This is a genomic window from Stutzerimonas stutzeri (assembly GCF_019090095.1).
Lineage (GTDB): Bacteria > Pseudomonadota > Gammaproteobacteria > Pseudomonadales > Pseudomonadaceae > Stutzerimonas > Stutzerimonas stutzeri_AN.
Genome location: NZ_JAGQFP010000002.1, coordinates 1,292,408 through 1,317,833, shown reverse-complemented (window position 1 = coordinate 1,317,833; position 25,426 = coordinate 1,292,408). Strand labels below are relative to the sequence as shown.

22 protein-coding genes and 1 riboswitch are annotated in these 25,426 nt (G+C 63.6%); of the genes, 8 read left to right on the top strand and 14 right to left on the bottom strand.

Translation table 11 applies throughout. The features are described 5' to 3' along the window. Positions 1 to 19 precede the first annotated feature (19 nt). From KVO92_RS15605 to KVO92_RS15590, 4 genes are all read right to left on the bottom strand, one after another. The gene (locus KVO92_RS15605; protein WP_217476464.1) at positions 20 to 1,129 is read right to left on the bottom strand and encodes an NADH:flavin oxidoreductase; all 1,110 of its coding nucleotides are present in this window, start codon (positions 1,127 to 1,129) and stop codon (positions 20 to 22) included. Between the two features lie 61 nt (positions 1,130 to 1,190). Beyond that, the gene (locus KVO92_RS15600) at positions 1,191 to 1,787 is read right to left on the bottom strand and encodes a TetR/AcrR family transcriptional regulator (protein ID WP_217476463.1); all 597 of its coding nucleotides are present in this window, start codon (positions 1,785 to 1,787) and stop codon (positions 1,191 to 1,193) included. A gap of 142 nt (positions 1,788 to 1,929) precedes the next feature. Then, positions 1,930 to 2,412 carry a glutathione peroxidase gene (locus tag KVO92_RS15595; RefSeq protein WP_217476462.1) on the bottom strand — a complete coding sequence of 161 codons (483 nt, stop codon included), beginning with the start codon at positions 2,410 to 2,412 and terminating at the stop codon, positions 1,930 to 1,932. Positions 2,413 to 2,516: 104 nt separating this feature from the next. Beyond that, positions 2,517 to 3,002, bottom strand: coding sequence for an FKBP-type peptidyl-prolyl cis-trans isomerase (locus tag KVO92_RS15590; protein ID WP_217476461.1), 486 nt, complete (start codon positions 3,000 to 3,002; stop codon positions 2,517 to 2,519). Between the two features lie 239 nt (positions 3,003 to 3,241). Here KVO92_RS15590 and KVO92_RS15585 point away from each other — a divergent pair, with 239 nt between their 5' ends. The 3 genes from KVO92_RS15585 to KVO92_RS15575 all read left to right on the top strand — a co-directional run bounded on the left by KVO92_RS15585 (position 3,242) and on the right by KVO92_RS15575 (position 7,667). Continuing rightward, positions 3,242 to 4,429, top strand: a complete 1,188-nt coding sequence (locus tag KVO92_RS15585; RefSeq protein ID WP_217476460.1) for an acetate kinase — start codon at positions 3,242 to 3,244, stop codon at positions 4,427 to 4,429. Positions 4,430 to 4,531: 102 nt separating this feature from the next. After that, the gene (pta, locus tag KVO92_RS15580) at positions 4,532 to 6,634 is read left to right on the top strand and encodes a phosphate acetyltransferase (protein ID WP_217476459.1); all 2,103 of its coding nucleotides are present in this window, start codon (positions 4,532 to 4,534) and stop codon (positions 6,632 to 6,634) included. Between the two features lie 124 nt (positions 6,635 to 6,758). Next, positions 6,759 to 7,667, top strand: coding sequence for an acyltransferase (locus KVO92_RS15575; RefSeq protein WP_217476458.1), 909 nt, complete (start codon positions 6,759 to 6,761; stop codon positions 7,665 to 7,667). A gap of 26 nt (positions 7,668 to 7,693) precedes the next feature. Here KVO92_RS15575 and KVO92_RS15570 read toward each other — a convergent pair whose 3' ends face one another. The 4 genes from KVO92_RS15570 to KVO92_RS15555 all read right to left on the bottom strand — a co-directional run bounded on the left by KVO92_RS15570 (position 7,694) and on the right by KVO92_RS15555 (position 15,214). Beyond that, complete coding sequence (locus KVO92_RS15570) at positions 7,694 to 9,832, bottom strand: putative bifunctional diguanylate cyclase/phosphodiesterase (protein ID WP_217476457.1); 2,139 nt, start codon at positions 9,830 to 9,832, stop codon at positions 7,694 to 7,696. 96 nt (positions 9,833 to 9,928) lie between these two features. Beyond that, positions 9,929 to 13,639: a CHASE domain-containing protein gene (locus KVO92_RS15565; protein WP_217476456.1), complete on the bottom strand. Its 3,711-nt coding sequence runs from the start codon at positions 13,637 to 13,639 to the stop codon at positions 9,929 to 9,931. A gap of 152 nt (positions 13,640 to 13,791) precedes the next feature. Further along, the gene (locus tag KVO92_RS15560; protein WP_217476455.1) at positions 13,792 to 14,448 is read right to left on the bottom strand and encodes an OmpA family protein; all 657 of its coding nucleotides are present in this window, start codon (positions 14,446 to 14,448) and stop codon (positions 13,792 to 13,794) included. A 121-nt stretch (positions 14,449 to 14,569) separates the two neighbouring features. Continuing rightward, complete coding sequence (locus KVO92_RS15555) at positions 14,570 to 15,214, bottom strand: MBL fold metallo-hydrolase (protein WP_336512645.1); 645 nt, start codon at positions 15,212 to 15,214, stop codon at positions 14,570 to 14,572. A gap of 60 nt (positions 15,215 to 15,274) precedes the next feature. Between KVO92_RS15555 and KVO92_RS15550 the strand changes: the two genes are divergently transcribed. Then, on the top strand, positions 15,275 to 17,356 hold the full coding sequence (locus KVO92_RS15550; protein WP_336512644.1) for an ATP-binding protein: 2,082 nt from the start codon (positions 15,275 to 15,277) through the stop codon (positions 17,354 to 17,356). Positions 17,357 to 17,401: 45 nt separating this feature from the next. On the opposite strand, the gene KVO92_RS15545 is transcribed toward KVO92_RS15550, so the two are convergent. Together KVO92_RS15545 and KVO92_RS15540 are read right to left on the bottom strand one after the other, a co-directional pair. Next, a complete protein-coding gene (locus KVO92_RS15545; RefSeq protein WP_217476453.1) occupies positions 17,402 to 19,084 on the bottom strand; it encodes a fatty acid--CoA ligase in 1,683 nt (560 codons plus the stop codon). A gap of 136 nt (positions 19,085 to 19,220) precedes the next feature. Then, a complete protein-coding gene (locus KVO92_RS15540) occupies positions 19,221 to 19,850 on the bottom strand; it encodes a LysE family translocator (protein WP_217476452.1) in 630 nt (209 codons plus the stop codon). A gap of 62 nt (positions 19,851 to 19,912) precedes the next feature. On the opposite strand from KVO92_RS15540, the gene KVO92_RS15535 reads away from it, so the two are divergent. From KVO92_RS15535 to KVO92_RS15520, 4 genes are all read left to right on the top strand, one after another. Continuing rightward, on the top strand, positions 19,913 to 20,875 hold the full coding sequence (locus KVO92_RS15535; protein ID WP_217476451.1) for a 2-hydroxyacid dehydrogenase: 963 nt from the start codon (positions 19,913 to 19,915) through the stop codon (positions 20,873 to 20,875). A gap of 49 nt (positions 20,876 to 20,924) precedes the next feature. Then, on the top strand, positions 20,925 to 21,923 hold the full coding sequence (locus KVO92_RS15530; protein WP_217476450.1) for a class I SAM-dependent methyltransferase: 999 nt from the start codon (positions 20,925 to 20,927) through the stop codon (positions 21,921 to 21,923). Positions 21,924 to 21,970: 47 nt separating this feature from the next. Further along, a riboswitch (yybP-ykoY riboswitch) is annotated at positions 21,971 to 22,176 on the top strand. 12 nt (positions 22,177 to 22,188) lie between these two features. Next, the gene (locus KVO92_RS15525; protein WP_217476449.1) at positions 22,189 to 22,776 is read left to right on the top strand and encodes a TMEM165/GDT1 family protein; all 588 of its coding nucleotides are present in this window, start codon (positions 22,189 to 22,191) and stop codon (positions 22,774 to 22,776) included. 85 nt (positions 22,777 to 22,861) lie between these two features. Continuing rightward, a complete protein-coding gene (locus tag KVO92_RS15520) occupies positions 22,862 to 23,305 on the top strand; it encodes an ester cyclase (protein WP_217476448.1) in 444 nt (147 codons plus the stop codon). 24 nt (positions 23,306 to 23,329) lie between these two features. On the opposite strand, the gene KVO92_RS15515 is transcribed toward KVO92_RS15520, so the two are convergent. From KVO92_RS15515 to KVO92_RS15500, 4 genes are all read right to left on the bottom strand, one after another. Beyond that, complete coding sequence (locus tag KVO92_RS15515) at positions 23,330 to 24,139, bottom strand: M48 family metallopeptidase (RefSeq protein ID WP_217476447.1); 810 nt, start codon at positions 24,137 to 24,139, stop codon at positions 23,330 to 23,332. 97 nt (positions 24,140 to 24,236) lie between these two features. Continuing rightward, positions 24,237 to 24,857 (bottom strand): SOS response-associated peptidase, encoded by a 621-nt coding sequence (locus KVO92_RS15510; RefSeq protein WP_217476446.1) that lies wholly within the window; start codon positions 24,855 to 24,857, stop codon positions 24,237 to 24,239. A 71-nt stretch (positions 24,858 to 24,928) separates the two neighbouring features. Further along, on the bottom strand, positions 24,929 to 25,189 hold the full coding sequence (locus tag KVO92_RS15505; protein ID WP_217476445.1) for a DUF2007 domain-containing protein: 261 nt from the start codon (positions 25,187 to 25,189) through the stop codon (positions 24,929 to 24,931). Then, positions 25,190 to 25,372, bottom strand: a complete 183-nt coding sequence (locus KVO92_RS15500; protein ID WP_217476444.1) for a CPXCG motif-containing cysteine-rich protein — start codon at positions 25,370 to 25,372, stop codon at positions 25,190 to 25,192. Between the last annotated feature and the right edge of the window lie 54 nt (positions 25,373 to 25,426).

Genomic DNA, 25,426 nt, shown 5'->3' with positions numbered 1-25,426 from the left:
GCCGTTTTTCAAAAGTTGATCACGCCAGGGTTTTCAGCGCCTCGCGACTGAACGGCAGGATGTCCTGCATGCGCCCCTCACGGACCTTCAACGCCCAATCCGGGTCGCAGATCAGGGCGCGCCCGACGGCCACCAGGTCGAACTCCTGCTTGTTCAGACGCTCGAGCAGACCTTCGATATTGGCCGGCTGCGCCACCTTGTCGGTCTTGACCATGAACTGCAGGAATTCCCCATCCAGGCCAACGCTGCCGACGGTGATCGTCGGCTTGCCGGTCAACTGCCGGGTCCAACCAGCCAGGTTGAGGTCCGAGCCCTCGAATTCCGGCTCCCAGAAACGCCGCGTGGAGCAATGGAAGATGTCCACACCCGCCGCCGAGAGCGGCGCGAGAAAGGCCTCGAGGTCCTGCGGTGTGGTGACCAGCCGAGCGGTGTAGTCCTGCTGCTTCCACTGCGAAAAGCGGAAGATGATCGGGAAGTCAGCACCCACGGCAGCCCGCACGGCTTCGATCAGTTCAATGGCGAAGCGTGAGCGATTGGCCAGGCTGCCGCCGTACTCGTCGGTGCGCTGGTTGCTGCCCTCCCAGAAGAACTGATCGATCAGGTAACCATGCGCGCCGTGGATCTCGACGCCATCCATGCCGATGGCCTTGGCATCGGCAGCCGCCTGCGCGAATGCGGCGATTACCGCCTGGATGTCCTGCTTGGTCATGCCATGGACAACGACCTGCCCGTCCTTGACCTTTTCCATGGGGCCGTAACCGAGCACGTCGGGCTCCGGCTCGGTGCCCTTGCGGCGTACGTTGCCGACGTGCCAAAGCTGCGGCACGATCTTGCCGCCTGCCGCGTGTACCGCGTCCACCACGGCTTTCCAGCCGGCCAAGGCGTCCTCGCCATAGAAGCGCGGTACCTGCGGGTAGCCGTTGGCGGCTGCATGGCCAACCGTGGTGCCCTCGGTGATGATCAGCCCAACGCCTGAGGCGGCACGGCGGCGGTAGTACTCGACAACGTCCGCGGTCGGCACGCCATTGGGCGAGAACGAACGAGTCATCGGCGCCATGACGACACGAGTCGGCAGTTGCAGGCTGCCGAGCTGGAAAGGCTGAAACAGGGCATTCACGGCTGCAGTCATTGTTATCTCCTGGTTGAGGGCATCAAAGCGACCGGTCGTCTCGCCGCTCGCCACAAAAAAATCAGCGGACCGTCAGCAGACGCTCCAACTGGGTCAGAAAGACGTTCAGAGGTCCCACGCTGCGGCCGACCTTCATGCGCAACAGCGCACCTTCCCATGCGTTGCCAATGAATTCGGCGAGCGCCTGGCAATCGGTATTGGTGGGGATTTCAGCCTGAGTCCGGGCCTGTTCGAGACAGCTGGCCAGCAGCGCGACAGACCGCTGCAGAATCGACTCTACCTGGCGACCGATCGGCTGCGACAGCTCGGCCATTTCGAAACTGAGGCTACCGAGGAAGCAGTGGTACTCCGGGCATTCCTGCCGGGCGAAGTGCGCGATCAGCTCGGCGTAGTAAGCGAGAATCCGCTCGCGGGGGCTCAGCGCAGGACGGCTGAGCGCAGCCTGATAGCGCTCCAGCCGAGGCGTGTACAGGTACTCGAGCGCCTGCAGGGCAAAATCTTCCTTGCTGGCGAAGTAATGGTAGAAGGAGCCCTTGGGTATCCCGGCAGCCTGGACGATCTCCAGCACCCCGGTGCCGTGGTAACCACGCCGGGTCATTACCTGCGCGCCCTTGGCCAGGATCATGTCACGCTTGTCGATGCGAGCTCGGTTGTTCATGGGCCGAGCATATGACCGGTCGTCTCGGTCGAATAGCATCATCCATGACGCTTATCGAGTCGCCACGCTCACGACGATGATGCGAGCAAACCGGCGGCGCGGAGGGCCGCCAGGCATGGCTGGCGGCTGGGGCGGTGAACCGTCAGGCCAGCGCGTGCTCGATCGCCTGGATCAGCGCCGGATCGTCCGGCGCGGTGCGGGGCGAAAAGCGAGCCAGCACGCGGCCGTCCCGCCCGACCAGGAACTTCTCGAAGTTCCAGCTGATGTCGCCTGGGAAGTCGGCGCCCTCACCAGCCAGCAGGCGATACAGCGGATGCCGGTGCGGACCATTGACCTCCAGCTTGCTGGTCAACGGAAAGCTGATCCCGTACTGCTCGCTGCAAAACTGCAGGATCTGCGCATCGCTGCCGGGTTCCTGGGCGGCGAATTGGTTGCACGGGATCCCCAGCACGCCGAAACCACGATCCCGATAACGCTGGTGCAAGGCCTGCAAACCGGCGTATTGCGGGGTCAGCCCGCACTCGGACGCCACATTGACCACCAGCGTCAACTGGCTTTTCAGCGCCGCAAGCGGCAGCTCCTGACCGCTGAGGTCAGTGAGGACCAAATCGTGGAACGCGCTCATCTCTCTTCTCCAGAGGGTAAAAAAGCGCTCCAGCATCACCGAAGCGCTTTCATCGCCCGATCGTCGTGATCGAGCCTTTTCGCCATCTGCCTTGCAGCGAAAAATCAGTGGTGGTGACCACCTTCGCCATGGATGTGACCATGGGCGACTTCTTCGTCGCTGGCATCGCGGACATCGACGACCTTGACTTCGAAGTTCAGGCGCTGCCCAGCCAACGGATGATTGCCGTCGACGACCACGTCATCGCCTTCCACATCGCGAATGGTGACGATCTGCATGCCGCCATCCGGGCCGGACGCATGGAACTGCATGCCGACTTCGAGCTCGTCGACGCCCTCGAACATCGAGCGATTGAGGGTGGCGACCAGCTCCGGACTGTACTCGCCGTAGGCGTCCTGGGGTTCGATGGCGACCTTCAGCTCGTCACCGCCCTGCTTGCCTTCCAGGGCCCTTTCCAGGCCCGCAATGATGTTGCCTGCACCATGCAGGTAGACCAGCGGCGCGCCGCCGGCCGAGCTGTCGATCACCTCACCGGCGTCGTTGGTGAGCGTGTAGTCGATTGACACAGCCTTGTTCGCGGCAATCTGCATGAGACGTAACCTTTCTCTGGGGGATGTGATACCAAAGTTTAACCGCGCGCCGCGCCGATTGCGAACCGAGCCCGGATAAACGGGGTCAGCACAGTAGCTGGACACCATCGTAGCTCCTGCATCGGGCGGAGCCGCATACAACCTTTGGAGAACATCGGTTCGCCAAGGCCTGTGCCAGAATCCGCGGCGCACGCTAAGCGATGTAATTCAACAATTATTAAGCATCCCGAGGAGCACCGATGTCGGCTCGAAACATCCTGGTGATTAACTGCGGCAGTTCGTCGATCAAGTTCGCACTGGTCAACGAAGCGCAAGCCACGTTCCCGCTGCAAGGTCTGGCTGAACGTCTTGGCAGTCCTGAAGCGGTACTGCACTGGCAGCAGGGCGACACCAAGCAGAGCCTGGACATCCCGGGTGCCGATCACCGTGCCGCGCTGGCGCAACTGTTGCCGCTGGCCCAGGACGCCGCCGGTGGCAAGCTCGACGGCATCGGTCATCGCGTGGTCCATGGCGGTGAGCACTTCACCGGCTCCAGCCTGATCGATGAGGACGTGCTCCAGGCGATTCGCGACAGCGCGCAGCTGGCGCCGCTGCACAACCCGGCCAACCTGGTCGGCATCGACGCGGCCATGGCGCTGTTCCCCGGCCTGCCGCAGGTCAGCGTATTCGACACGGCCTTCCACCAGACAATGCCCGAGCACGCCTTCCGCTACGCGGTGCCGGAGTTCCTCTACAAAGAGCACAGCGTTCGCCGTTACGGCTTCCACGGCACCAGCCACAACTATGTCAGCAAGCGTGCCGCCGAGATGACCAACCTGCCGGTCGACGACAGCTGCTGGCTGACCGCCCACCTGGGCAATGGCTGCTCGACCTGCGCCATCGTCAATGGCCAAAGCCGGGATACCAGCATGGGCCTGACCCCGCTGGAAGGTCTGGTGATGGGCACACGCAGCGGCGATGTCGATCCCAACCTGCACAGCTACCTGCACCGCACCCTGGGCTGGAGCCTCGAACAGATCGACCGCATGCTCAACCACGACAGCGGCCTGAAGGGCCTGTCGGGATTGTCCAACGACCTGCGCACCCTGCATGAGGCACGCGTAGCGGGCCACGCCGGCGCTAACCTCGCGCTGGAGGTCTTCTGCTATCGACTGGCCAAATCCCTGGCCAGCATGGCCTGCGCCCTGCCCCGACTCGACGGGCTGATCTTCACCGGCGGCATCGGAGAGAACTCCGTCGCCGTGCGTACCCGCACGCTCGAGCATCTCAAGCTGTTCAACTTCAAGCTGGACGAAGAAGCCAACGCGCGTTGCACGCGCGGTGTCGGCGGAGAAATCCATGCAGCGGGCAGCCCCCGCGTGCTGGTCGTGCCGACCAACGAGGAACGCCAGATCGCGCTGGACACCCTCGCTCTGCTTGACGCCTGACAACTCGCCGCAGCGCTTCGCACTGCACAATCCGACGACCTATTGGCGCGTCGGATTGGTCGACTCGGCCCCGCATCGCCCATCGCTCGACAGGAGATCACCATGCACACCCTATTTCTCGCCCCCAGCGGTTTCGGTGGCGGCCTCAATTCCGTCAGCCTTGGCCTGATCCGGGCGCTGGAACGCGCCGGGTTGAAGGTTGGCTTCTTCAAGCCCATCGCCCAGCCCTTCCCGCTTGATCAGGGGCGCGAGCGCTCCTGCGTGCTGGTGGAGAATACGCTGAACATCGCCTCCCCTGTACCGTTGCCGCTGGAGCAGGTGGAACGCCAGCTGGCCGACGGCGAGCTCGATCTGCTGCTCGAAGACGTGGTCAGCCGTTACCAGGAAGTCGCCACGGGCAAGGACGTGGTCATCGTCGAAGGCATGGTGCCCACCCGCGAGTTCAACCACACCTCGCGGATCAATACCCATCTGGCCAAGAGCCTGGATGCGGAGGTCATCCTGATCGCCGCGCAGGGCACCGACACGCTCAAGCGCATGGCCGAGCGAATCGAGATCCAGGCGCAGTTGTTCGGCGGTGCCAAGGATCCGAAAGTACTCGGTGTGATCCTCAACAAGATCAAGAGCGACGATGGCGTACCGGCGTTTGTCGAACGTCTGAAGGAGCAGCTGCCGCTGCTCGGCTCCCCGGACTTCCAGTTGCTCGGCGCCATCCCCTATGCCGAGCGGCTGAATGCCCTGCGCACCCGGGATATCGCCCAGCTGCTCGATGCCAAGGTGCTGCATGCCGGCGAAGCCGAGCGCCGCCGTGTCAGCAAGATCGTTCTGTGCGCCCGGGCCGTGCCCAATACCGTGCAACTGCTGGAGCCAGGCGTACTGGTGGTCACGCCCGGCGATCGTGACGACATCATCCTCGCGGCGAGCCTGGCCTCGCTGAACGGCGTCGAGCTGGCCGGGCTGTTGCTTTGCAGCGACTTCGCTCCGGACCCTCGCATTCTCGAGCTGTGCAAAGCCGCGCTCGACGGCGGCCTGCCCGTCATGACGGTACAGACCGGCTCGTACGACACCGCCACCAACCTGTTCGCCCTGAACAAGGAAACAGCCGTCGACGATATCGAGCGGGCCAGTCAGGTCACCGATTTCATCGCCCAGCACCTGCAACCCGAGCTGCTGCATACGCGCCTCAGTGTGCCGCGCAGCGAGCTGCGCCTGTCGCCCCCGGCGTTCCGCTATCAGTTGGTCCGCCGTGCACAGCAAGCCAACAAGCGCATCGTGCTGCCGGAAGGCAACGAGCCACGTACGATCCGCGCTGCAGCGATCTGCCAGGAACGCGGCATTGCGCGCTGCGTATTGCTGGCCAAACCCGAAGAAGTGCAGGCCGTCGCCCGCGAGCAGGGCATCGTACTGCCGGCCAGCCTGGAGATTCTCGATCCGGAGCTGATCCTCAACCATTACGTCGAACCCATGTGCGAGATGCGCAAGGCCAAGGGGCTGACCCCTGACGATGCCCGCGAACAACTCAAGGACACCGTCGTGCTGGGCACCATGATGCTGGCGCTTGACGAGGTCGACGGCCTGGTTTCCGGCGCCGTGCATACCACCGCCAACACCATCCGCCCAGCACTGCAGTTGATCAAGACCGCGCCGGGCTACAGCCTGGTGTCCTCGGTGTTCTTCATGCTGCTCCCCGATCAGGTGCTGGTCTATGGCGACTGCGCGGTGAACCCCAACCCGAACGCCACCGAGCTGGCGGAGATCGCCCTGCAGAGCGCCGAGTCCGCCGTCGCCCTGGGCGTCAACCCACGCGTGGCGATGATCAGCTATTCCACCGGCACATCCGGTAGCGGCGCCGAGGTGGAAAAGGTCGCCGAGGCCACCCGCATCGCCCAGGAGCGGGCCCCCGATCTGCCGATCGACGGTCCGCTGCAGTACGACGCCGCCTCCGTGCTCAGCGTCGGCCGTCAGAAGGCGCCGAACAGCAAGGTGGCCGGCCAAGCCACGGTGTTCATCTTCCCCGACCTGAACACCGGCAATACCACCTACAAGGCGGTGCAGCGCAGCGCCAACGTGATCAGTGTCGGGCCGATGCTGCAAGGCCTGCGCAAGCCGGTCAACGACCTCTCCCGCGGTGCGCTGGTCGACGACATCGTGTTCACCATCGCGCTCACGGCGCTACAGGCGGACAGCAGCAAACAGGCCGAATAACCCCGGCGTCACGACGTGCCCCGGCCCATCGAGGGTCGGGCACGTCGCCTTACGGTATTCGTCGCTTGCAGTTCGATGCGCAATCGGTACGCTTGCCGCCTTTGACGGATAGACGAGCCAATCGATGCTGAGTGTCCTACCTGCTCCGCTCCGGGGCGTCCTTGCCGGCCTTGCGCTGGCGCTCAATACCCTGTTCTGGTGCTGGCCGCTTTTTGCTCTCTCGCTCCTGAAGCTGGCGCTTCCGTTTCCACGCGTCCAACGTGCGCTACGGTTCGGCATGCACTGGGTCGCCGAGTCCTGGATGGCGGGTAACGGTCGCTGGATGGACAGCGTGCGCCGCACCCGTTGGGACGTGCAGGGTCTGGGCAAGGTCGACATGCGCCACTCCTATCTGGTCACCAGCAACCATCAGAGCTGGGCCGATATCCTGATGCTGCAATACCAGCTGAACCGCCGCATGCCGATCCTCAAGTTCTTCCTCAAGCAGGAGCTGATCTGGGTGCCGGTGATCGGTCTGTGTTGGTGGGCGCTGGAGTTTCCGTTCATGAAGCGCTTCAGCAAGGAGTACCTGACCAAGTATCCGGAAAAGCGTGGCGAGGATCTGGCGACGACCCGCAAGGCCTGCGAGCGCTACCGGACCAATCCGGTGTCAGTGTTCAACTTTCTCGAAGGCACCCGCTTCACCGAGGACAAGCACACCGAACAGGCCTCACCCTATCGCTACCTGCTCAAACCCAGGGCGGGCGGTATCGCCTTCGTGATCGATGCGATGGGCGAGCAGCTGACGTCGCTGATCAACATCACCATCCATTACCCCGACGGCAACCCGAGCTTCTGGGACCTGCTGTGCGGACGTATCGGCCAGGTGGTGATGCGCATCGAGTCGCAACCCATCCCGGCTGAATTCCTGCGTCGCAACTACGATCAGGACGCGTCCTACCGGCTGGCGTTCCAGGAATGGGTCAACCAGCTCTGGAGCGACAAGGACGCCCTGCTCGACACCCTGCACCGCCAATATCCACCGACCCACTGACCCGGGCTGAGCAACTGCCGGCTCGGCTATTCGGGCCAGTTGCTCTGCTGCGCCCAGTCGACGGTCCGCGGAAACGCCATGGCGTCGTCGACGGACAGGCCCGGCGCCACCAAGAAGCCCTGCATCACCTGGCAATCATGAGCGATCAGCCAGTCTCGCTGGGCCAGGGTCTCGACCCCCTCGGCAATCACCTCCAGCCCCAGGTTGCGTCCCAGATCGATGATGGTGCTGACCACCGCCGCATCACGGGGCGAGTCGAGCATATTGGCGATGAACAGCCGGTCGATCTTCAAGGTGTCCAGATCGAAATGGCGCAGATAGGCCAACGACGAATAGCCGGTACCGAAATCATCCACCGCCACCCTGACGCCCAGCTCGCGCAATTGCCGAAGCTTGTCGCAGCTCTGCTCGAGGTCCTGCATCAGCGCCCCTTCGGTAACCTCCAGCTCGAGCTGGCGCGGATCGAGCTGAGATTCATCGAGCAGGCGCCGCAACGCGTCTATCAACCCTGCCCGACCGAACTGCACCGGGCTGATGTTGAAGCTCAGGATCAATTTTTCGCCGAAGCGCTCGCGCCAGTCTCGACACTGGCTCAGCCCCTCGCGCAGCGCCCATTCGCCGACGCGGTCGATCAGCCGGGTTTCCTCCAGTAACGGAATGAAGACGTTCGGCTCGACCTTGCCACGACCGCTGTAGTCCCAGCGCAAAAGCGCCTCGAAACCACGCAGTTCGCCGGTTTCGAGGATCACCTGCGGCTGATACGCCAGGGCAAAGCCATCGCGCTCGATGGTGCTGCGCAGGTTCTCCTCCATCATCAGGCGAGCATGCGCTCGGCCGTTCATTTCGCTGGAGAAGAACCGATATTGCTGCCGGCCATTGCGCTTGGCCTCGTACATGGCCATGTCCGCCGAGCGCAGCAGCTCCTCGACGCTCTGGCCGCAATCGGGGAAATGCGCGATACCGATACTGGCTCCGAGGGTGACATCTGTGCCCTCGATGGTGTGGCGCACAGAAATCAGCTCGATCAGCTTTTCCGCCACCTTTGCCGCATCTTCGGGATGGTCCAGAGAGTCGAGCAGCGCGGTGAACTCGTCGCCACCCATGCGAGCGATGATGTCGTACGGGCGCATGCAGGTTTCCAACACCCTTGCCACACGGCAAAGTATCTCGTCGCCGGCATCGTGGCCCAGCGAGTCGTTGATGCGCTTGAAGCCATCCAGATCGATGTACAGGATCGCCATGCGCTTGCCGTTCCGGTCGACACGCGCCAGCGCCGACTCCAGCGCCTGGTGAAAACCTCGACGGTTCAGGAGTCCGGTCAGCGAATCAGTGACCGCCTGGGTTTCCAGCTGCACGTGCAGATTGCGCACCACCGACATATCCAGCGCGATGACCACCATCGAGCGCTGCTGGCGTGGCAGCGGCGACGACGACAGGGCCACCGGCAATGTACCGCCATTGGCGGTATGCAGCTGCGCCTCGTGCAGACGGTAGGTATTGCCGCTGCGCCATTGCTTGTAGAACTCCGTGTCGCGCCAGGCCTCGGGCATCTGGGGCGCGGCAAGATGATCGACCAGTGCCGTCCCCTGCAGGTCGTCGATGCTGGTGTGCAGCATCTGGGCGATCGCCGGGTTGGCGAAATTGATGTAGCCATCCTCGCCCACCACCAGGATGCCCTCGGCGGCGTTGTTCAATACCGAGGCGTTGAACGCGCGGGCGCTGTCGAGCTGCTGGGTGAGCAGCTGCAAGTCACGACGATTGTGTTCGTGACTGAGCAGTGTGTTGATCTTGTGCTTGAGCACCTGCGGGTCGAAGGGTTTGAGGATGAAATCCACCGCCCCTGTCGCGTAACCACGCAGGACCGACTCACGGGTATGCGCGATGGCCGACACGAAAATGATCGGCGTGTAACGCGTATGCGGACTGCCGCGCATCAGACGCGCCACTTCGAAGCCATCCATGCCCGGCATCTGGACATCGAGCAGCACCAGCTCCACATCCATGTCCAGTAGCGCCTGCAGCGCCGCTTCGCCTGAGTTGACCGTATGCACCTGCCAGTCACCATCGCCGAGCAGGGCTTCCATGGCGACCAGATTCGCCTCGCGATCATCGACCACCAGCAGCGTCCGGGTACGGGGCTGCGATTTGGCTTGTAACCGGGCCATCAGCGACTTCCTCTGCCCGGCAAACCGCCACTTCCGACATCGACGGCGCCGACCACTGCGCCAATCCGGCATGAACGATGCGTCACATGCGTCTCCTTATGGGCTCTTGTGAGGGTCATCGATCCGCGCCAGGCAACGCCGCAACAGTTCGACCAGACTGCGACCCTCAACCGGTTTGAACAGAACATCGTCCGCGCCAATGGCAATGCTCCGATCCCGAGCGGCAGCATCATCGCCCGCCGCCAATGCTACGATCGGCACCTGACAACCATAGTCGTTTCTCAGCTGGCGGATCAGCGCCGACGCCCCATCGTCCGCAAGAGCCATGTCGATCAGTGCCAGATCGAATGCATCTTCGTCGAATCGCTCGAGTGCTTCGTTACCGTTGGTCGCAGGAACCACCTGCAAGCCCTGCTCATCGAGCAGGGCGCTCAGGGCATAGATCGCCCGTACGTCGGAATCCACCAGCAGCACACGCTGCCCCAGCAGCGGACTGCCCGCCTCGCCCATGTCCAGCCCTGCGGGTTCGACCGCGGCGGGCTTCAATGCATCGTCCATATGCTCCATTCCTTCTGTTTTCGACAACGCAACCGATGGATAACGCCGAAGCCGCTGCAGATTCTTTTCCGACAGCGGTCTTTGGCTGTTGAGTACCACACGCACACCCTCGAGCGGCCGCAGGCGATCCAGCGCCTCGAGCAAGTCCAGGCCATCTTCGCCGGGCAGATCGAAATCGATGACCAGCGCCGTGTAGCTGTGCTCGGCATAGGCCAACCTCGCCTCCTCGCTGCGCTGACATTCGGTCACCCGGTAGCCGAGACGGTCAAAATGTTCACTCAGCTGCCGCCGTCGTTGGGGATCGGTTTCCACCAACAACAACGTCAGCGAGCGCGCCTCCTGGCGCGCCAAATCGACGAACAGGCGCTCCAGCTCCGCCTGGCCGACCGGTTTGACCAGATAGCGTGAACCGTCGTCCGACCAGCCCTGCGGTTGCGGCACGCAAGAAATGATGAACACCGGCGTGTCCTGGTGCCGGGGGTCGGCACGCAGCATCCGGTGAACCTGCCAGCCGCTGATATCCGGCAGCAGAATGTCGAGAATGACCGCCGCGAACCTATCCTGCCGAAGGGCATCCAGCCCCTCCTGCCCGGTGCCACAGACCAGACTGGGAAAGCCGTGGGACTGCGCGACTTCGGCCACCACCGAGGCGAAGTCGGCATCGTCTTCGACAATCAGCAGCCCACCGCCCTGCCCCCGGTGCGGTGACGCCCGTAGCGTGCGAATCTCGGTGGCCGCAGCCACTTTCAGCGGCAGCTCGACGGTGAAACTCGATCCTTGGCCCGGGGCGCTTCTCAGGCGAATGGCGCCACCCAGCACCTCGGCCAGTTGTCTGGCGATGGCCAGGCCGAGTCCGGTGCCGCCGTACTGCCGGCTGATGGAGCCATCGATCTGCTGGAACGCCTGAAAAATCCGTTCGTGCTGATCCTCGGCGATGCCGATGCCGGTGTCGTTCACGCAGATTCGCAGCGTGGCCTCGCCGCCGGGGTGTTCCGGCGGCTCGCAGGACGCATGCACATCCACGGACCCCTGCTCGGTGAACTTCAACGCATTGGTGACCAGGTTGCGCAATATCTGCTGCAAACGCGCCCGGTCGCTGACGATCGAGACCGGCACGTTCGGGTCTATGCGTGAAGAGAGCGACAGTCCGTTCTGCTCGGCCATCGGCTCGAGCCCGGACAGTAGTTCTGCCAATAGCTCAGCCAGGTCGACCGGCTCCGGCTTGATCTGCATATGGCCGGCCTCGATCTTCGCCAGGTCGAGCACATCGTTGATGAGCTGCAGCAGATCCTGTCCGGCACGGTGAATGATGTCGGCATGCCGAACCTGCTTCTCGGTCAGATTGCTCGCCGCGTTCTGCCGCATCTGGTCGCTCAGGATCAGGATGCTGTTGAGTGGCGTGCGCAGCTCATGCGACATGTTCGCGAGAAACTCGGACTTGTATCGATTGGCCACCACCAGCTCGTTGGCCTGATCGCGCAGGCGCCGCTCCGCCGCCTTGCGATGGCCGATGTCGATCACCACCGCCTGCACCAGCTGTTCCTCACCACTGCGCAGCGGTGACAAGCCCACCTCGACAGGCAACAGATGGCCGTCCCGATGGCGGCCGTACAGCTCGCGGTTTTCGCCGAGGCGAAGCGATTCGGTGGCCTGCCCGAAGCGGTGCCGCACTTCGTGATAGGCCCTGCGCATCGACTCGGGAATCAACAGCTCGATCGGTTGATCCAGCAGTTCCTGACGGCTATAGCCGAACAGCAGTTCGGTCTGCCGGTTGACCATGACGATACGCCCGTCATAGTCGAACAGGAGGAACGCGTTCGGTGACGCCTCGACGACATTACGGAACCGTTCTTCGTCACGCTTGCGCTGCTGCAAATCGACCAGATTGAGCAGATGATGGATGCCGTCATCGCGCCTGAAGCTGGTCAGGCTCAGGGAGACGGGTATGGACGTGCCGTCTTCGCGCAAGGCCTGGCTTTCCTGATGATTGGCGTCCAGCTGCGCCCCACCCAGCGGATCGCTCAGCGCGCCGGGCACATAGCGGCTAAGGCGCTCACCCGCCAGCAGACCGGCGCTGCTGCCCAGCAGCGCCGCGGCACTTTGGTTGGCCAACTCGATGCGTCCCTGGTCGTTGCACAACAAGGTCGCCACTGGCAATTGCTCGATCAACTGACGGAACCAGGCCTCGCGCTCCTGCAGTTGCTTACCCAGGGCCTGGCTGCTACGCAGCGCCCGCTCACGAAGGTAGAGATAGCCGCCGATCAGCAAGGAAAACAGCATCGCGGCGGTCATGGCGGCCGCCAGGTTGTAGGTGCCGCTGGTCCTGTTCAACAGCACTTCGTATTCGGGCGTGCTGGCCACCTCCAACTGCCAGCTGCGGCCGTACATGTAGATGTTGCGCGTGCGATGGAAGCGGGCACCGCTGCTGACCGGTGCGCGCCCGAGCAGCAGCGGCTCGTCCGGCGCGGCGGCATCGTATAGCTGCAACTGGAACAGTTTGTTGCGCGAGCCCAGCACACCCTCGATCAGATCGGTCAGGCGGAACGCACCATGCAAGGTACCGGCAAACGCGGCCTGGCGATCTTCCAGCGTGGTGATCGGCGCGCCGACCCGGTACAGCGGGAGATAAAGGAGAATGCCCACCTGCGCGTTCTGATCGGTTTCCTGCTTGAGCCGCACCGGCCCGCTGAGCATCGGTGTACCGATGTTGCGCGCGGCGGTGATGGCTTCCCGTCGCGCCTGCTCGCTCATCATGTCGAAGCCCACCACGCGGCGATTGCGCCAATCGAGTGGGTGGATGAAATCGGTGATCAGGTATTCGGCGCGCTCGCCGGGCGGGTACATGCGAAAATTGCTACGGCCATCGCTGCGAATCTGCTCGAGTACCGCTGCCAGATTGTCCGCTCGCGCGTAGCGCGCCAGCGCGACAGCCTGAATGCCGGGGTAGAAATCCTGAAGCTGAAGCTGATCGACGGCGCGATTCCACTCATCCAGGGTGACGGAGTCGCCACCGACGAAGAGACCGGCCAGCCCGCGCATGACCATCTCGTAGGCGCGCATCCGCTCACGCAGATTACTTTCGACGTCATTGACCGCTAGATTGAAGCGCTGCGCCTGCTCGGCGCGAATCCGGTCTTCCTGGACCTGCCATTGCCAGACGACCCATCCCCCGAGCCCGGCCATCAAGGCCAATGTCACGACCACTGGCAGCCAAGGCTTACGAGAATGGAGAGCAGAACGATCTACCATTCAACCTCCTCAGTGCCGCCACAGGGCTGGCTGTCACCCACTTCAGAGTCGCGCGCGCGTCAGAGGTTCAATGGTAATCGAAGAAAAGATGGAAGGCTGGCGCCACTTATCTGGCGTGGACGACCCCATTGCGAGGCCGTCCTGAAAAATCCTTACAGCGGCCGCAGGTTGATTTCCACCCGGCGGTTCTGCGCGCGCCCAGCAGTGGTGTCATTGCTGGCAATCGGCTGGCTGGGGCCGGCACCGTAGGCAGATATCCGCGCAGGCGCCACGCCATTGCTTTCCAGGTAAGCCGCTACGCTGCGTGCGCGGCGAGTGGACAGCTCCTGATTGAGTTGCTGCGAGCCCGTGCTATCGGTATGGCCAACGATATCGATGCCGTTCTTGTTGAATTCCTTGAACACCTGAACCAGCGAATTCAGGGTCGGGTAGAAACTGCTGGAGATGTCCGCCGAATTGCTCGGGAAGGTAATGTTGCCCGGCATGATCAGCGTCAGGTTGTTACCCTCGCGCTGGACCTGAACGCCAGTGCCTTGCAGGGTCTGGCGCAGCTTGGCTTCCTGCGTGTCGACGTAGTAGCCATAGCCACCGCCTGCGGCACCGCCTACGGCCGCCCCGATGAGGGCGCCTTTGCCGCGGTCCTTCTTGCTGGACGTTGCAGCACCGATTACCGCCCCACTGACCGCGCCAATGCCGCCGTAGATGCCGGCCTTACCTGCCTCGCGCTCGCCGGTGTAAGGGTTGTTGGTGCAGCCGCCGAGCAGCGCTACGGTGGAGGCGATAGCGGTTAGCGTAATCAGCTTCTTCATGGTTACTTCCTTTATCTGCGGGACCTCAGCCTGTCGAAAATACGGTTCCAGGCTGCAATGCGGCGCTAGGTTAACATCCGTCCCACATCAGAACCGGAACGCGCCGACGAACCTGCACGCCTCAGGCTCGGACGAACGGGTTGTCCCTCATTTCGTCGCCCAAACGGGTCTGTGGGCCATGGCCTGTGATGACGATCGCATCCTCATCGAGACGATACAGGCGCTGTCTGATTGATCGTTCGATGGTGGCATAATCTCCGCCCCAGAGATCAGTACGGCCGATGCCTCGGCGAAACAGCGTGTCGCCCGCCAGCAGCAGTTTCGCGTCGGGAAACCAGAAGCTCATCGAGCCTGGCGTGTGCCCCGGCGTGTGTAGCGCGACGCCACACCCGCAGGCCAACGCTTCGTCATCGACCAACCAGAAGTCAGGCGCAGGAACGGGCACATAGGGCACGCCGAACAGCGCACATTGCTGCTCCAGGCTATCCCAGAGAAATTGATCGTCCTTGTGAAGGTGCAAGGTTGCGCCGGTGCGCTCCTTGATCTGCCCCGAGGCCAGGAAATGATCCAGATGAGCGTGGGTGTGAATGATGCTGACGACGCGCAATCCCAGTGCCTCGATTCGTGCCAGGATCCGTTGCGGATCGCCACCGGGATCCACCACGATAGCCCTTCCGGTCAAGGGGTCGCCAACGATGGTGCAGTTGCATTGCAGCGGACCGACAGCAAAGGTTTCACTGATCAGCGTATGGCCTGTGTCTGACACCCTGGCTCCTCGTCGAGCGAATTTTTTCGGCAAAACAGCCACTACTAACTTATACGGCACGTGCGCACGTGTCATCTGACGGAGAGTCGAGCCATTGACATAGCGGATCTGCAGCGCATTTTCGATGCCCTGCCCGGATTGTTCCTGGTGGTCGCCAACGATGCCGACTACACGATGGTCGCTGCCAGCGAGGAGCGCTTGCGGGCGACCTTGCTGCGCCGTGAGGATGTCATCGGTCGCCCCTTGTTCGAGGTCTACAGCGGTGGCGAAGCGGCGGGCGCCAGCTCGTCGGGTGTCAATCAGCTTCGCGCATCCCTGGCGGAAGTGGCGCGCACCGGGCTGCCCCAGGTGCTAAAGACCGTGGGCTACCCGCTGCGGCGTCCGGACGAGGAAGGCGACCGCTATGAGAATCGCTACTGGGACCTGACCAACGTACCGGTGCTCGATGACCAGGGCCGGGTGAGCCACATCATCCACCGGGCCGAAGACGTCACCGAAAGCCTGCTCGATCAGGAGTCGGCCGCGCTGCGCCTGCGTGAGAGCGATGAGCGCTTGAACGCTGCGCTGCTGGCCTCCGGCACCGGTACCTTCTACTGGGACCTGCGCAACAACCGACTGGACATGGACCTGCCCATGCAGCGGCTCGTTGGCCTGGAAGGCCTCACGTCCGGCTGGCTGGATGACCTGCTCGGCACCATCCACCCGGAAGATCGGGACGCTATCGTCCAGCAATGCGAGCGCTGCGTCCGCTACGGCGAAGACATCGAGATGCAGTTCCGCGTCAGGCTGCCGGAAGGCAACGAGCGCTGGATTTTCGACAAGGGCCAGACCTTTGCCGACGACCACGGCCGGCCTGCGTACATGGTCGGGGCATGCCTCGACATCACCCAGCACAAGCGCACCGAACGGGCCCTGCACCGCCTCAACGAAACCCTCGAGCAGCGCGTCAACGCGGAAGTCGCCGCGCGCGCCAAGACCGAGGCGGCGCTGCGACAGTCGCAAAAGATGGAAGCGGTCGGCCAGTTGACCGGCGGCCTGGCGCACGACTTCAACAACCTGCTGGCGGGTGTGATCGGCTCGCTGGAACTGCTCTCGCTTCGCCTGGACCAGGGCCGTACCGACGATCTGCAGCGTTACATCCGCAGCGCACTGTCATCGGCCACCCGGGCAACCGCGCTGACTCATCGTCTGTTGGCCTTTTCGCGCCGACAAACACTCGATCCCAGCCCCACCGATCTGAACGCGCTGATCGAGGGCATGATGGAACTGCTGCAGCGGACCATCGGCCCATTGGTGAGCTATTCGACACAACTGTCCGACGATCTCTGGCTCACGCTCTGCGACACCAACCAGTTGGAAAACGCATTGCTGAACCTGACCATCAATGCGCGTGACGCGATGCCCGACGGCGGCGAGCTGACGCTGATCAGTGAGAACGTGACGCTGGACGAGCCCCTTGCTGAAGAGATCGGCCTGCAGCCGGGCGAGTACGTGGCGCTCGGCGTCCAGGATACCGGTGTCGGCATCCCACCCGAACGAATTGGCTACGTGTTCGACCCCTTCTATACCACCAAGCCCCTCGGCGAAGGCACGGGGCTGGGGCTGTCGATGGTCTACGGATTCGCCAAGCAATCGGGCGGTGGCGTGCGCATCGAGAGCACGGTAGGCGAAGGGACCAGTGTCTGGATCTACCTGCCCCATCACCAGGGCCAGTCCGCCTGCCAGCACGCTCCGATCACCACAGACCAGGCGCCCGCATCGGTGCACGGGCAGACCGTTCTGGTGGTCGATGACGAGCCCAACGTCCGCACGCTGGTCACCGAGGTGCTGCAGGAGATGGGGCTCAACACGCTGGAAGCTGCCGAAGGCCCCAGCGGCATGCGCATCCTCGACAGCGACGCACACCTGGATCTGCTGATTTCCGACATCGGTCTTCCCGGCGGTATGAACGGGCGGCAACTGGCCGACGCCGCGCGGGAAAAGCGACCGTCGTTGCCGGTGCTGTTCATCACCGGCTACGCCGAAGGCTCGGTGCTGCAACGCAGTTCGGCGCGATACGATTACGAGGTGTTGACCAAGCCATTCACCATCAACGATCTCGAAGGCAAGGTCCGCAGCATGCTCAAGCCTGATCAGCCATGATCCAAGGCGCGGCGACCGGCTGATGCCGGCCGCCGGATCGACGGGCTAGATCGACGAGATGGCGTCGCAGCCCTCTTCCAGCCAGCGGGCGATATCCAACCGGATGCGCTTCTTGTCCAGCTTGCCGACGCTGGTCTTGGGAATCTCTGCCACGACTGCGATTTGCTGCGGGATCGCCCATTTGTTGATCTGCCCCTGCGCGACGGCCGGCTCGAGAAACCGCTGCAACGAAGCCGCATCGAGCGACGTGCCCTCGCGCAGCACCACCAGCGCGAAAGGCCGCTCACCCCAGCGTTCGTCCGGCACCCCCACCACCGCCACGTCGCGCACCGCCTCATGGCGGCTGATCAACCCTTCCAGGGCCAGCGACGAAAGCCATTCGCCGCCGGTCTTGATGACATCCTTGATGCGATCACGAATGTCGATGTTACCCATCTCATCGAGCGTGGCGACATCGCCCGTGTGCAGCCAGCCGCCGGCCCAGAGCTCCTCGCTCTTCTCCGGGTTGCCGGCGTAGCCCTGAGTCAGCCAGGGCGCGCGCAGCACCAGCTCGCCCTGGGACTCGCCATCGGCGGGGAGGAAGCTCCCATCCGGCGCCTGGATGGCCGCATCGACCAGTACCACCGGCACACCGGCCTTGAGCCGATAGTCGGTCTGCTCATCGGCGCTGGCCTGACGCAGCTCATCGTTGATATGCGCGCCGGAGATCAACGGGCAGGTCTCCGACATGCCGTAAGCGGCGACCAGTTGCATGCCGCAGGCACGGGCCGACTCGTAGAGGCCACGGGTCAGCGCACTGCCGCCAATGGTGATTTTCCAGCCGTTGAAATCCGTGCCCTGCGCCGCCTTGGCGTTGAGCAGCATCTGGACGATGGTCGGCACGCAGTGGGAAAACGTCACCTTTTCCCGGCGCCAGAGCTCGATCAGCAATTCGGGGTCATAGCGCCCCGGGTAGACCTGCTTGAGGCCCATCATGGTCGCCACGTAGGGCAGTCCCCAGGCATGCACGTGGAACATCGGCGTGATCGGCATGTAGACGTCCCCCGCCGCCATCAGCTGGGGGTTTTCGCGGCAGCCGACCGTCACGGCGCCGGCCAGGGTGTGCAGCACCAGTTGGCGATGGGTGAAATACACACCTTTCGGGTCGCCGGTCGTGCCTGTGGTGTAGAAGGTGGTGGCCACCGAGTTTTCGTCGAAGTCGGGAAACTCATAGTGCGGATCGGCCGCGGCGAGCAGGCTCTCATACTCGCCGACGCAGTTTGGCAGCTCGCCTGGCTCGCCGCCGGCATCGGTGATCAGGAGGGTCTTCTCGACGGTGGTGAGCTGCCCGGCGATGGCCTGATACAAGGGCGCGAATTCGCCGTTGACCAGCACGAAGCGATCCTCGGCATGGTTCATGGTGTAGAGAATCTGCTCCGGCGACAGCCTGACGTTGATGGTGTGAATCACCGCACCGATCATCGGCACCGCGAACATGCATTCGAGATAGCGGTGACTGTCCCAGTCCATGACCGCCACCGTGTCGCCCGCCTTGACGCCTGCAGCCGTCAGCACATTGGCCAGCCGGGCAATGCGTTGGTTGAGGGTACGGTAGTCGAAGCGCATCTGATCGCGATAGACGATCTCACGGGCGCGCTCATAACGCTGACCTGACAACAACAGGCTCTTGATCAACAGCGGGTACTGGTAGGCGTTCGCGGCGGGTTTGATCACTCGGGTCTGCAACATAGGGCTTCCTGTTATTGATGTTATGAGATCCGCACCGGGTGCCGGGGGCTCGCCAACGGGGCGCTTCATCGCCCCGGGGAAACCACCCGTTCGGCCGCTGGACTGCCGCGCCTCACCCACACCGCAAGGAAAACGGTCAGGTGATTTCGCTTGCTGCCAGGCGGACACCAAGGCCTATCAGTACGACACCGGTGATGCGGTCGAACCAGTGCCCCATGCGCGCAAAACCCGCTCGCACGCGCTCGCGACTGAACAGCCAGGCCACCAGGCAGAACCAGACGCCGGTGGCGAACGCAAGATATACCCCATAGCCGGCCTGAACCGCGAGCGGGGTATGGGGGTCGATAACGACTGTGAATAACGAGAGAAAGAACAGCGTGGCCTTGGGATTGAGCCCATTGGTGACGAATCCCGTGGTGAACGAACGACGCCACGACAGCGAGTCCTCGCGATCGGCTCGAGGCAGATCGCCGACCGCCGCGGGTTTCGCTCGCAAGGCCTGAATGCCGAGATAGAACAGATAGCCGGCCGCCAGCCACTTGAACAGGTTGAACAGCACGATCGACTGCGAGACGATCAGCCCGATTCCAAGCAACGAATAACCCACGTGGAGCAGGATAGCGCTGCCTACACCGATCGCCGTCCAACTGCCGCTGCGCTGACCGCGGGCCACGCTTTCCCGAACGACCACCGCAAAATCCGGTCCGGGGCTGGCCACGGCAAGCAGGTGAACCAGTGCCACGGTGAGAAATTCCATCCAGTACATCTACCGACTCCGCTATTTCCAGGGGCGGGACCTCCGCCCAACGATTCTTACGAGTAAAGTCCATGAGCAACCGCCGCGCCGTATTCCTCGACCTCTTCCCGCTCGACCAGGGTGACCTGGACCTGACGCCGCTGCAATCGGCCTTCGACGACCTGGTCTGCCATGCGCAGACCAGCGTCCCTCAGATCATCGAGCGACTGCAAGGTGCCGGGATCGCCATCGTCAACAAGGTCGCCTTGAGCGATGCGGTGTTCGCCGCCTGCCCGGACCTGAAACTGATTCTGGTGGCCGCCACTGGCGTCAACAACATCGACCTGGAAGCGGCGAAACGGCGCGGCATTGTCGTCAGCAACTGCCAGGCCTACGGTACCGCAACCGTCGCCCAACACACGCTGATGCTACTGCTCGCGCTCGCCACACGTCTGCCCGACTATCAGGGGGCCGTGGCCCGCGGGCGTTGGCAGGAGAGCGGGCAGTTCTGTCTGCTGGATTTTCCGATCATCGAGCTGGCTGGCAAGACCTTGGGCGTGCTCGGTCATGGCGAATTGGGTGGCGCGGTGGCAAGGCTGGCCGAGGCGCTGGGCATGCGCGTGTTGACCGGCAACCTGCCAGGGCGCCCGGCCCGCGCCGATCGGCTGGACCTCGACGCGCTGCTGCCGCAGGTCGATGCCCTGACGCTGCACTGCCCGCTGACCGAGCACACGCGTAACCTCATCGGGGCACGCGAGCTGCGCATGATGAAACCCTCGGCATTCGTCATCAACACTGCCCGCGGCGGCCTGATCGACGAGCAGGCGCTGGCCGATACGCTGCGCAGCGGGCATCTGGGCGGCGCCGCCACCGATGTGCTCACCAGCGAGCCGCCGAGCAATGACAATCCGCTGCTGGCGGCAGACGTCCCGCGACTGATCGTGACACCCCACAGCGCCTGGGGCAGCCGTGAAGCACGCCAGCGCATCGTCGATCAGATGTGCGAGAACGCTGCGGCATTCTTTGCCGGCGCACCGAAGCGGCAGGTTGGCTGACGCCTTGACCTCCGACTGCTAAGCTCGCCAGCTTTTGTCCGGAGGCATCATGGATCCGCGAAGCGAAGTACTGCTGCGACAGGCCGAACTCTTCGGCGGTGATGTGCTGCTGGCCGGCTTGCCGGCCGACGATCTGCTCGGCCAACTGCCCGCTGCCCGCGGCTGGAGCTGGCACGCCGGCGAGCACCAGCGGTTGCAGAGCCGCTTCGCCGGGCGCTGTGCATTCGGCGTCGAGCCGCCCGCGGCAGCGTTCGATTCCGCTGTGCTGTTCCTGCCGAAGTCGCGAGAGCTCACCGATTATCTGTTGAATGCACTGGCAGCCAGGCTGCCGGGCCGCCCGCTGTATCTGGTTGGGGAGAAACGCGCCGGGGTCGAGCGCGCTGCCCGGCAACTGGCAGGCGTTGGCGAGCCGCGCAAACTCGACAGCGCGCGCCACTGCCAGCTGTGGCAGGTCAGCGTGACGAACGCCCCACCCGCCCCCGCACTGCATGCCTTGGCGCAGCATTTCGAGTTGCCGCTGGCTGACGGTCCGCTGCAGGTCGTCAGCCTGCCCGGTGTGTTCAGTCACGGCCGGCTCGACCGCGGAACCGCCCTGCTGCTCGACCAGCTCGACGGGTTGCCAGACGGCCGGCTGCTGGACTTCGGCTGTGGCGCCGGGATCATCGGCGCATCGCTGAAACGCCGCTATCGCGCCAGCGAAGTGGTGCTGCTGGACGTCGATGCATTTGCCGTCGAAAGCAGCCGCATGACCCTGGCAGCCAATGGCCTGGATGCGCAGGTCATCGCGGGGGATGGCATCGACGCGGCGCCGGACGACTGCGCGGCGATCATCAGCAACCCGCCGTTTCATCAAGGTGTGCATACCCACTACGAAGCCAGCGAGACCTTGCTGCAGCGCGCCGCCAGTCATCTGCGACCGGGCGGCGAACTGCGCCTGGTGGCCAACGCCTTCCTCCGGTATCCGCCGCTGATCGAGGCCCACCTGGGCACCTGCGAAACGCTCGTCCACGCTGAGGGCTTTCGCATCTACCGCGCACAACGCAGCTGATCGCTCGCCGCCCACCCTTGCACAATGCGCCAGGCTTGGGCACACTCGCCGCCGTCCTGGGGGAGTAGTCTCCGGCGAGCACTCTGCTCGCCCGGCGTGCATCAACATACTTGGTCCACAGACCATGGTGCATGCGACCCGCGCAACCGGCCTCGCCGGCTCGCGCTCGGTTTGACAAGACCTGTGACACGTACACCTGACCCGGGGCGGGCAGGCAGTGCGTGTCATGGTGATTTTGTCGACCCGCCCCTGCAAGGAAGTCGTTTTGGAATCGTTCTACATCCCCACCCTGATCGTTGCGCTGGCTGAAATCGGCGACAAGACGCAGCTGCTTGCCTTGCTGCTGGCGGCCCGCTATCGACGTCCGCTGCCGATCATCTGGGGCATCGTCGTCGCCACGCTGGCCAATCACGCGGCCGCCGGTGCCGTGGGCAACTGGGTGTCGTCGCTGGTCTCGCCCAGCGTGCTGAGCTGGATTCTCGCCGCCTCGTTCGCCGCCGTGGCATTGTGGACGCTGGTCCCCGACAAGCTCGAGGAAGACGAGGCGTCGCGCGGCCGCCGTTTCGGCCCTTTCGTCGCGACCTTGATCGCCTTTTTCCTCGCCGAGATGGGTGACAAGACCCAAGTCGCCACCGTCATGCTCGCCGCGCAATATCCAGACTTCATCCTGGTCATCGTCGGCACGACCCTGGGCATGCTGATCGCCAACGTACCGGTCGTACTGGCCGGCAATTTCGCCGCCGACCGGATGCCACTCACGCTGATTCGTCGGATCGCCGCGATCGGCTTCGCCGCCCTCGCGCTGTATGCCGTCTACCAGGCGCTGCACCTGAGTGGCACGCTTCCAGTCTGATACACAGCGCAAATTGCCGCTTTCGCGGTACTGCTAGAGTGCGCGTTCCACCGCATTCTGGCGGCACTCGAGGGGAGCAGGCGGCATGTCACCGGATGAACGAAAACGGCGGGTTCGGCAGCACATCGACCTGAGCTGGAGCAAGGGACGACTGGCGCTGGCCGAACAGCTGCAGAGCCGGTATTTCAGTTACAAGAGTTCGTTCATCGCGCAACCGGTCAACAGTGCCGGCTTCGGCCTGATCGTGAGGGAAATTCGCCAGGCAATGCCGGACCTGGAAGTGGTCGTGGACGAATGCCTCAGCGACGGCAACCGCGTGGTGACCTCGAGTACGCTGTTCGGCACCCTGGTGAAAACGGCATTCGGTCATCCGCCGACCGGCAAGATCCTCACCGTCGCCGCGATGTCGATCTGGACGCTCAACCCGGGCGGCGACATCGAAGAAATCAATACGCTGTTCGACCTCGAAAGCGCCCGCAAGCAGATGGGGATGGACACCCCCATGCCAGTCACGCTGCCGCCGACCTGAGCCGGGCGACGGCACCATTCGACCTCAACGGTTCTTCTGATACAGCGGCATCACCTTGGGAATGGCGGCCTGCAGCGCCTTCGTACGACTGCTCGATGAAGGGTGGGTGCTGAGAAACTCCGGCGGCGCCGAACTGCCAGCCGCTGCCATCTTCTCCCAAAGACTGATCGCCGCGTTCGGGTTGTAGCCGGCACGGGCAGCCAGCTCCAGCCCGATCAGATCCGCCTCGTTCTCGTTGCTGCGGCTGTTGGGCAGCGTCATCAGATACTCCACCCCCATGTTGGCCAGCTGCAGACTGCCGTCTCCGACGCCGAAGGCCGAGCCGATCTGCGTCGCCATCTGTACGCCGTAGGCCTTCGACATGGCCTCGCGGCCATGCTCACGCAGGGCGTGGGCAATCTCATGCCCCATCACCGCGGCGATCTCATCATCGGTCAGTTTCAGCTTCTCGATCAGCCCCGTATAGAAAATGATCTTGCCGCCCGGACCACAGTTGGCGTTCAGTTCCGGGCTGTCGATCACGTTGACCTCCCAGTTCCACTGCGCCGCATCCGGGCGAAACGCCGGCACTTCGGCGATCAGCCGCTGGGCAACGGCGTTGACGCGCTTGCTCACGGCGCTGCTCTTTTCCAGAACACCCTTCTTGGACGCCTCGCTGAGGGTCTGTTGATAAGACTGGGCGTACATCTGATTGACCTGCTCGGTCGACAGCATGCTGAACATATATTGCTTGCGGTCGACCCCGACTGCGCCGCCACTGGTGGTATTGACCGCCTGACAGCCAACCAGCGCGGAGGCCGTCAGCAGAAGCGCTAATGAATGCGGCTTGAACATGTCGCGTCTCCCATGAATGCTGCGCCGTATGCTAGAGCGAGCCCGCGCGCCGGGCAACCGGCGAGGGTCCAAGATCATGCGAGTGTGCGATCGGCGCCTAGTTCGCTGGCGTCAGGCATTGCGGCGCATCCAGCTTGGGATCGTTGACCAGGGTCGCCAGCGGCCTTTCACGCAGCCCCGGCTGCGGCGCGGTCAGCAGCGCCTGTACCGCCTCCACCGGTGTCTGCGGATCAAGCCAGGCCGTCATCGCTGCCTGATCGAGTAGCAGGGGACGGCGCTGGTTCGCCGCCGGCACGGTCACCACCGCCGCGCTGAGATAGGTATGCCCCTGAACGGGATAGGCCTCCCAGAGCGCGGCGAAGTACATCAAGGAGTCCGCGCCGGTCATCCAGTACGGCCGCTTGCGCGCGCTGCCCCGCCACTCGTAGAAGCCGTTGGCAGGCAAGACGCCGCGGCGCAAGCGAAAGGCATCGCGAAACATCGGCTGCTCGGCGAGCGTTTCGGCACGCGCCTGGGCCGGTGTGCAGCTGAAATCGGTAAGCCAGGCAGGGGTCAGTCCCCAACGCACGCTGCTGAGCTGCAGTTGGTCGTCGAGCTGTCGCAGCAGCAATACCGTCGCACCGGGCGCCAGGCTCCAGTGCGGTTGCTGGTCAGCAGGAAATCCGGATATCGCGGCGAACGCCGGGCTCCAGCGAAACAAGGCATAGCGGCCACACATGGGCAAAACTCATCAACGGCGGATCGAAGGAGACGCCCATCGACGTCAGCGGCAGGTCTCATCCGCGGGTGTCAGCAGATGAGCTCGCCCGGATAGCTTTCAGGTTCGTCACCGGGCAAAGGTTCGGCGCCATTGTACTCAGCGATCAGCTCACGTGCGCGCTCGGCCTGCTCGTCGGCGACCATCAGCCCGAGCAGACCGGCGGCCGGCAGCTCGCCCACGGCGCCGATCAGATGGCGCCCCGTGAGGTACGCCTCGATACCCTCTGCGGCCAGCATGCCACGTAGCATTTCCGCCTCGAGCAGATCGCGCGGCTCGTAAATGCGCTGCATCTACTCGTCCTCCCTCAACACCGCGAGCTGCCAGTCGACACCGTCGGTTTGCAGATCGAAAACGATGGGGCGACAGCAGACCGGGCAGTCTTCGATGTAGCGTTGATCACCACCGCTCAGATCGAGCAGCGCCTCGACCCCCTCACCGCAATAAGGGCATTGATAGTCCTGTGACTCCAGCATCAGCGTCTCCCACGTGACTTGCCGCTATAATCGCCCATCTGAGTCCTTTGACTT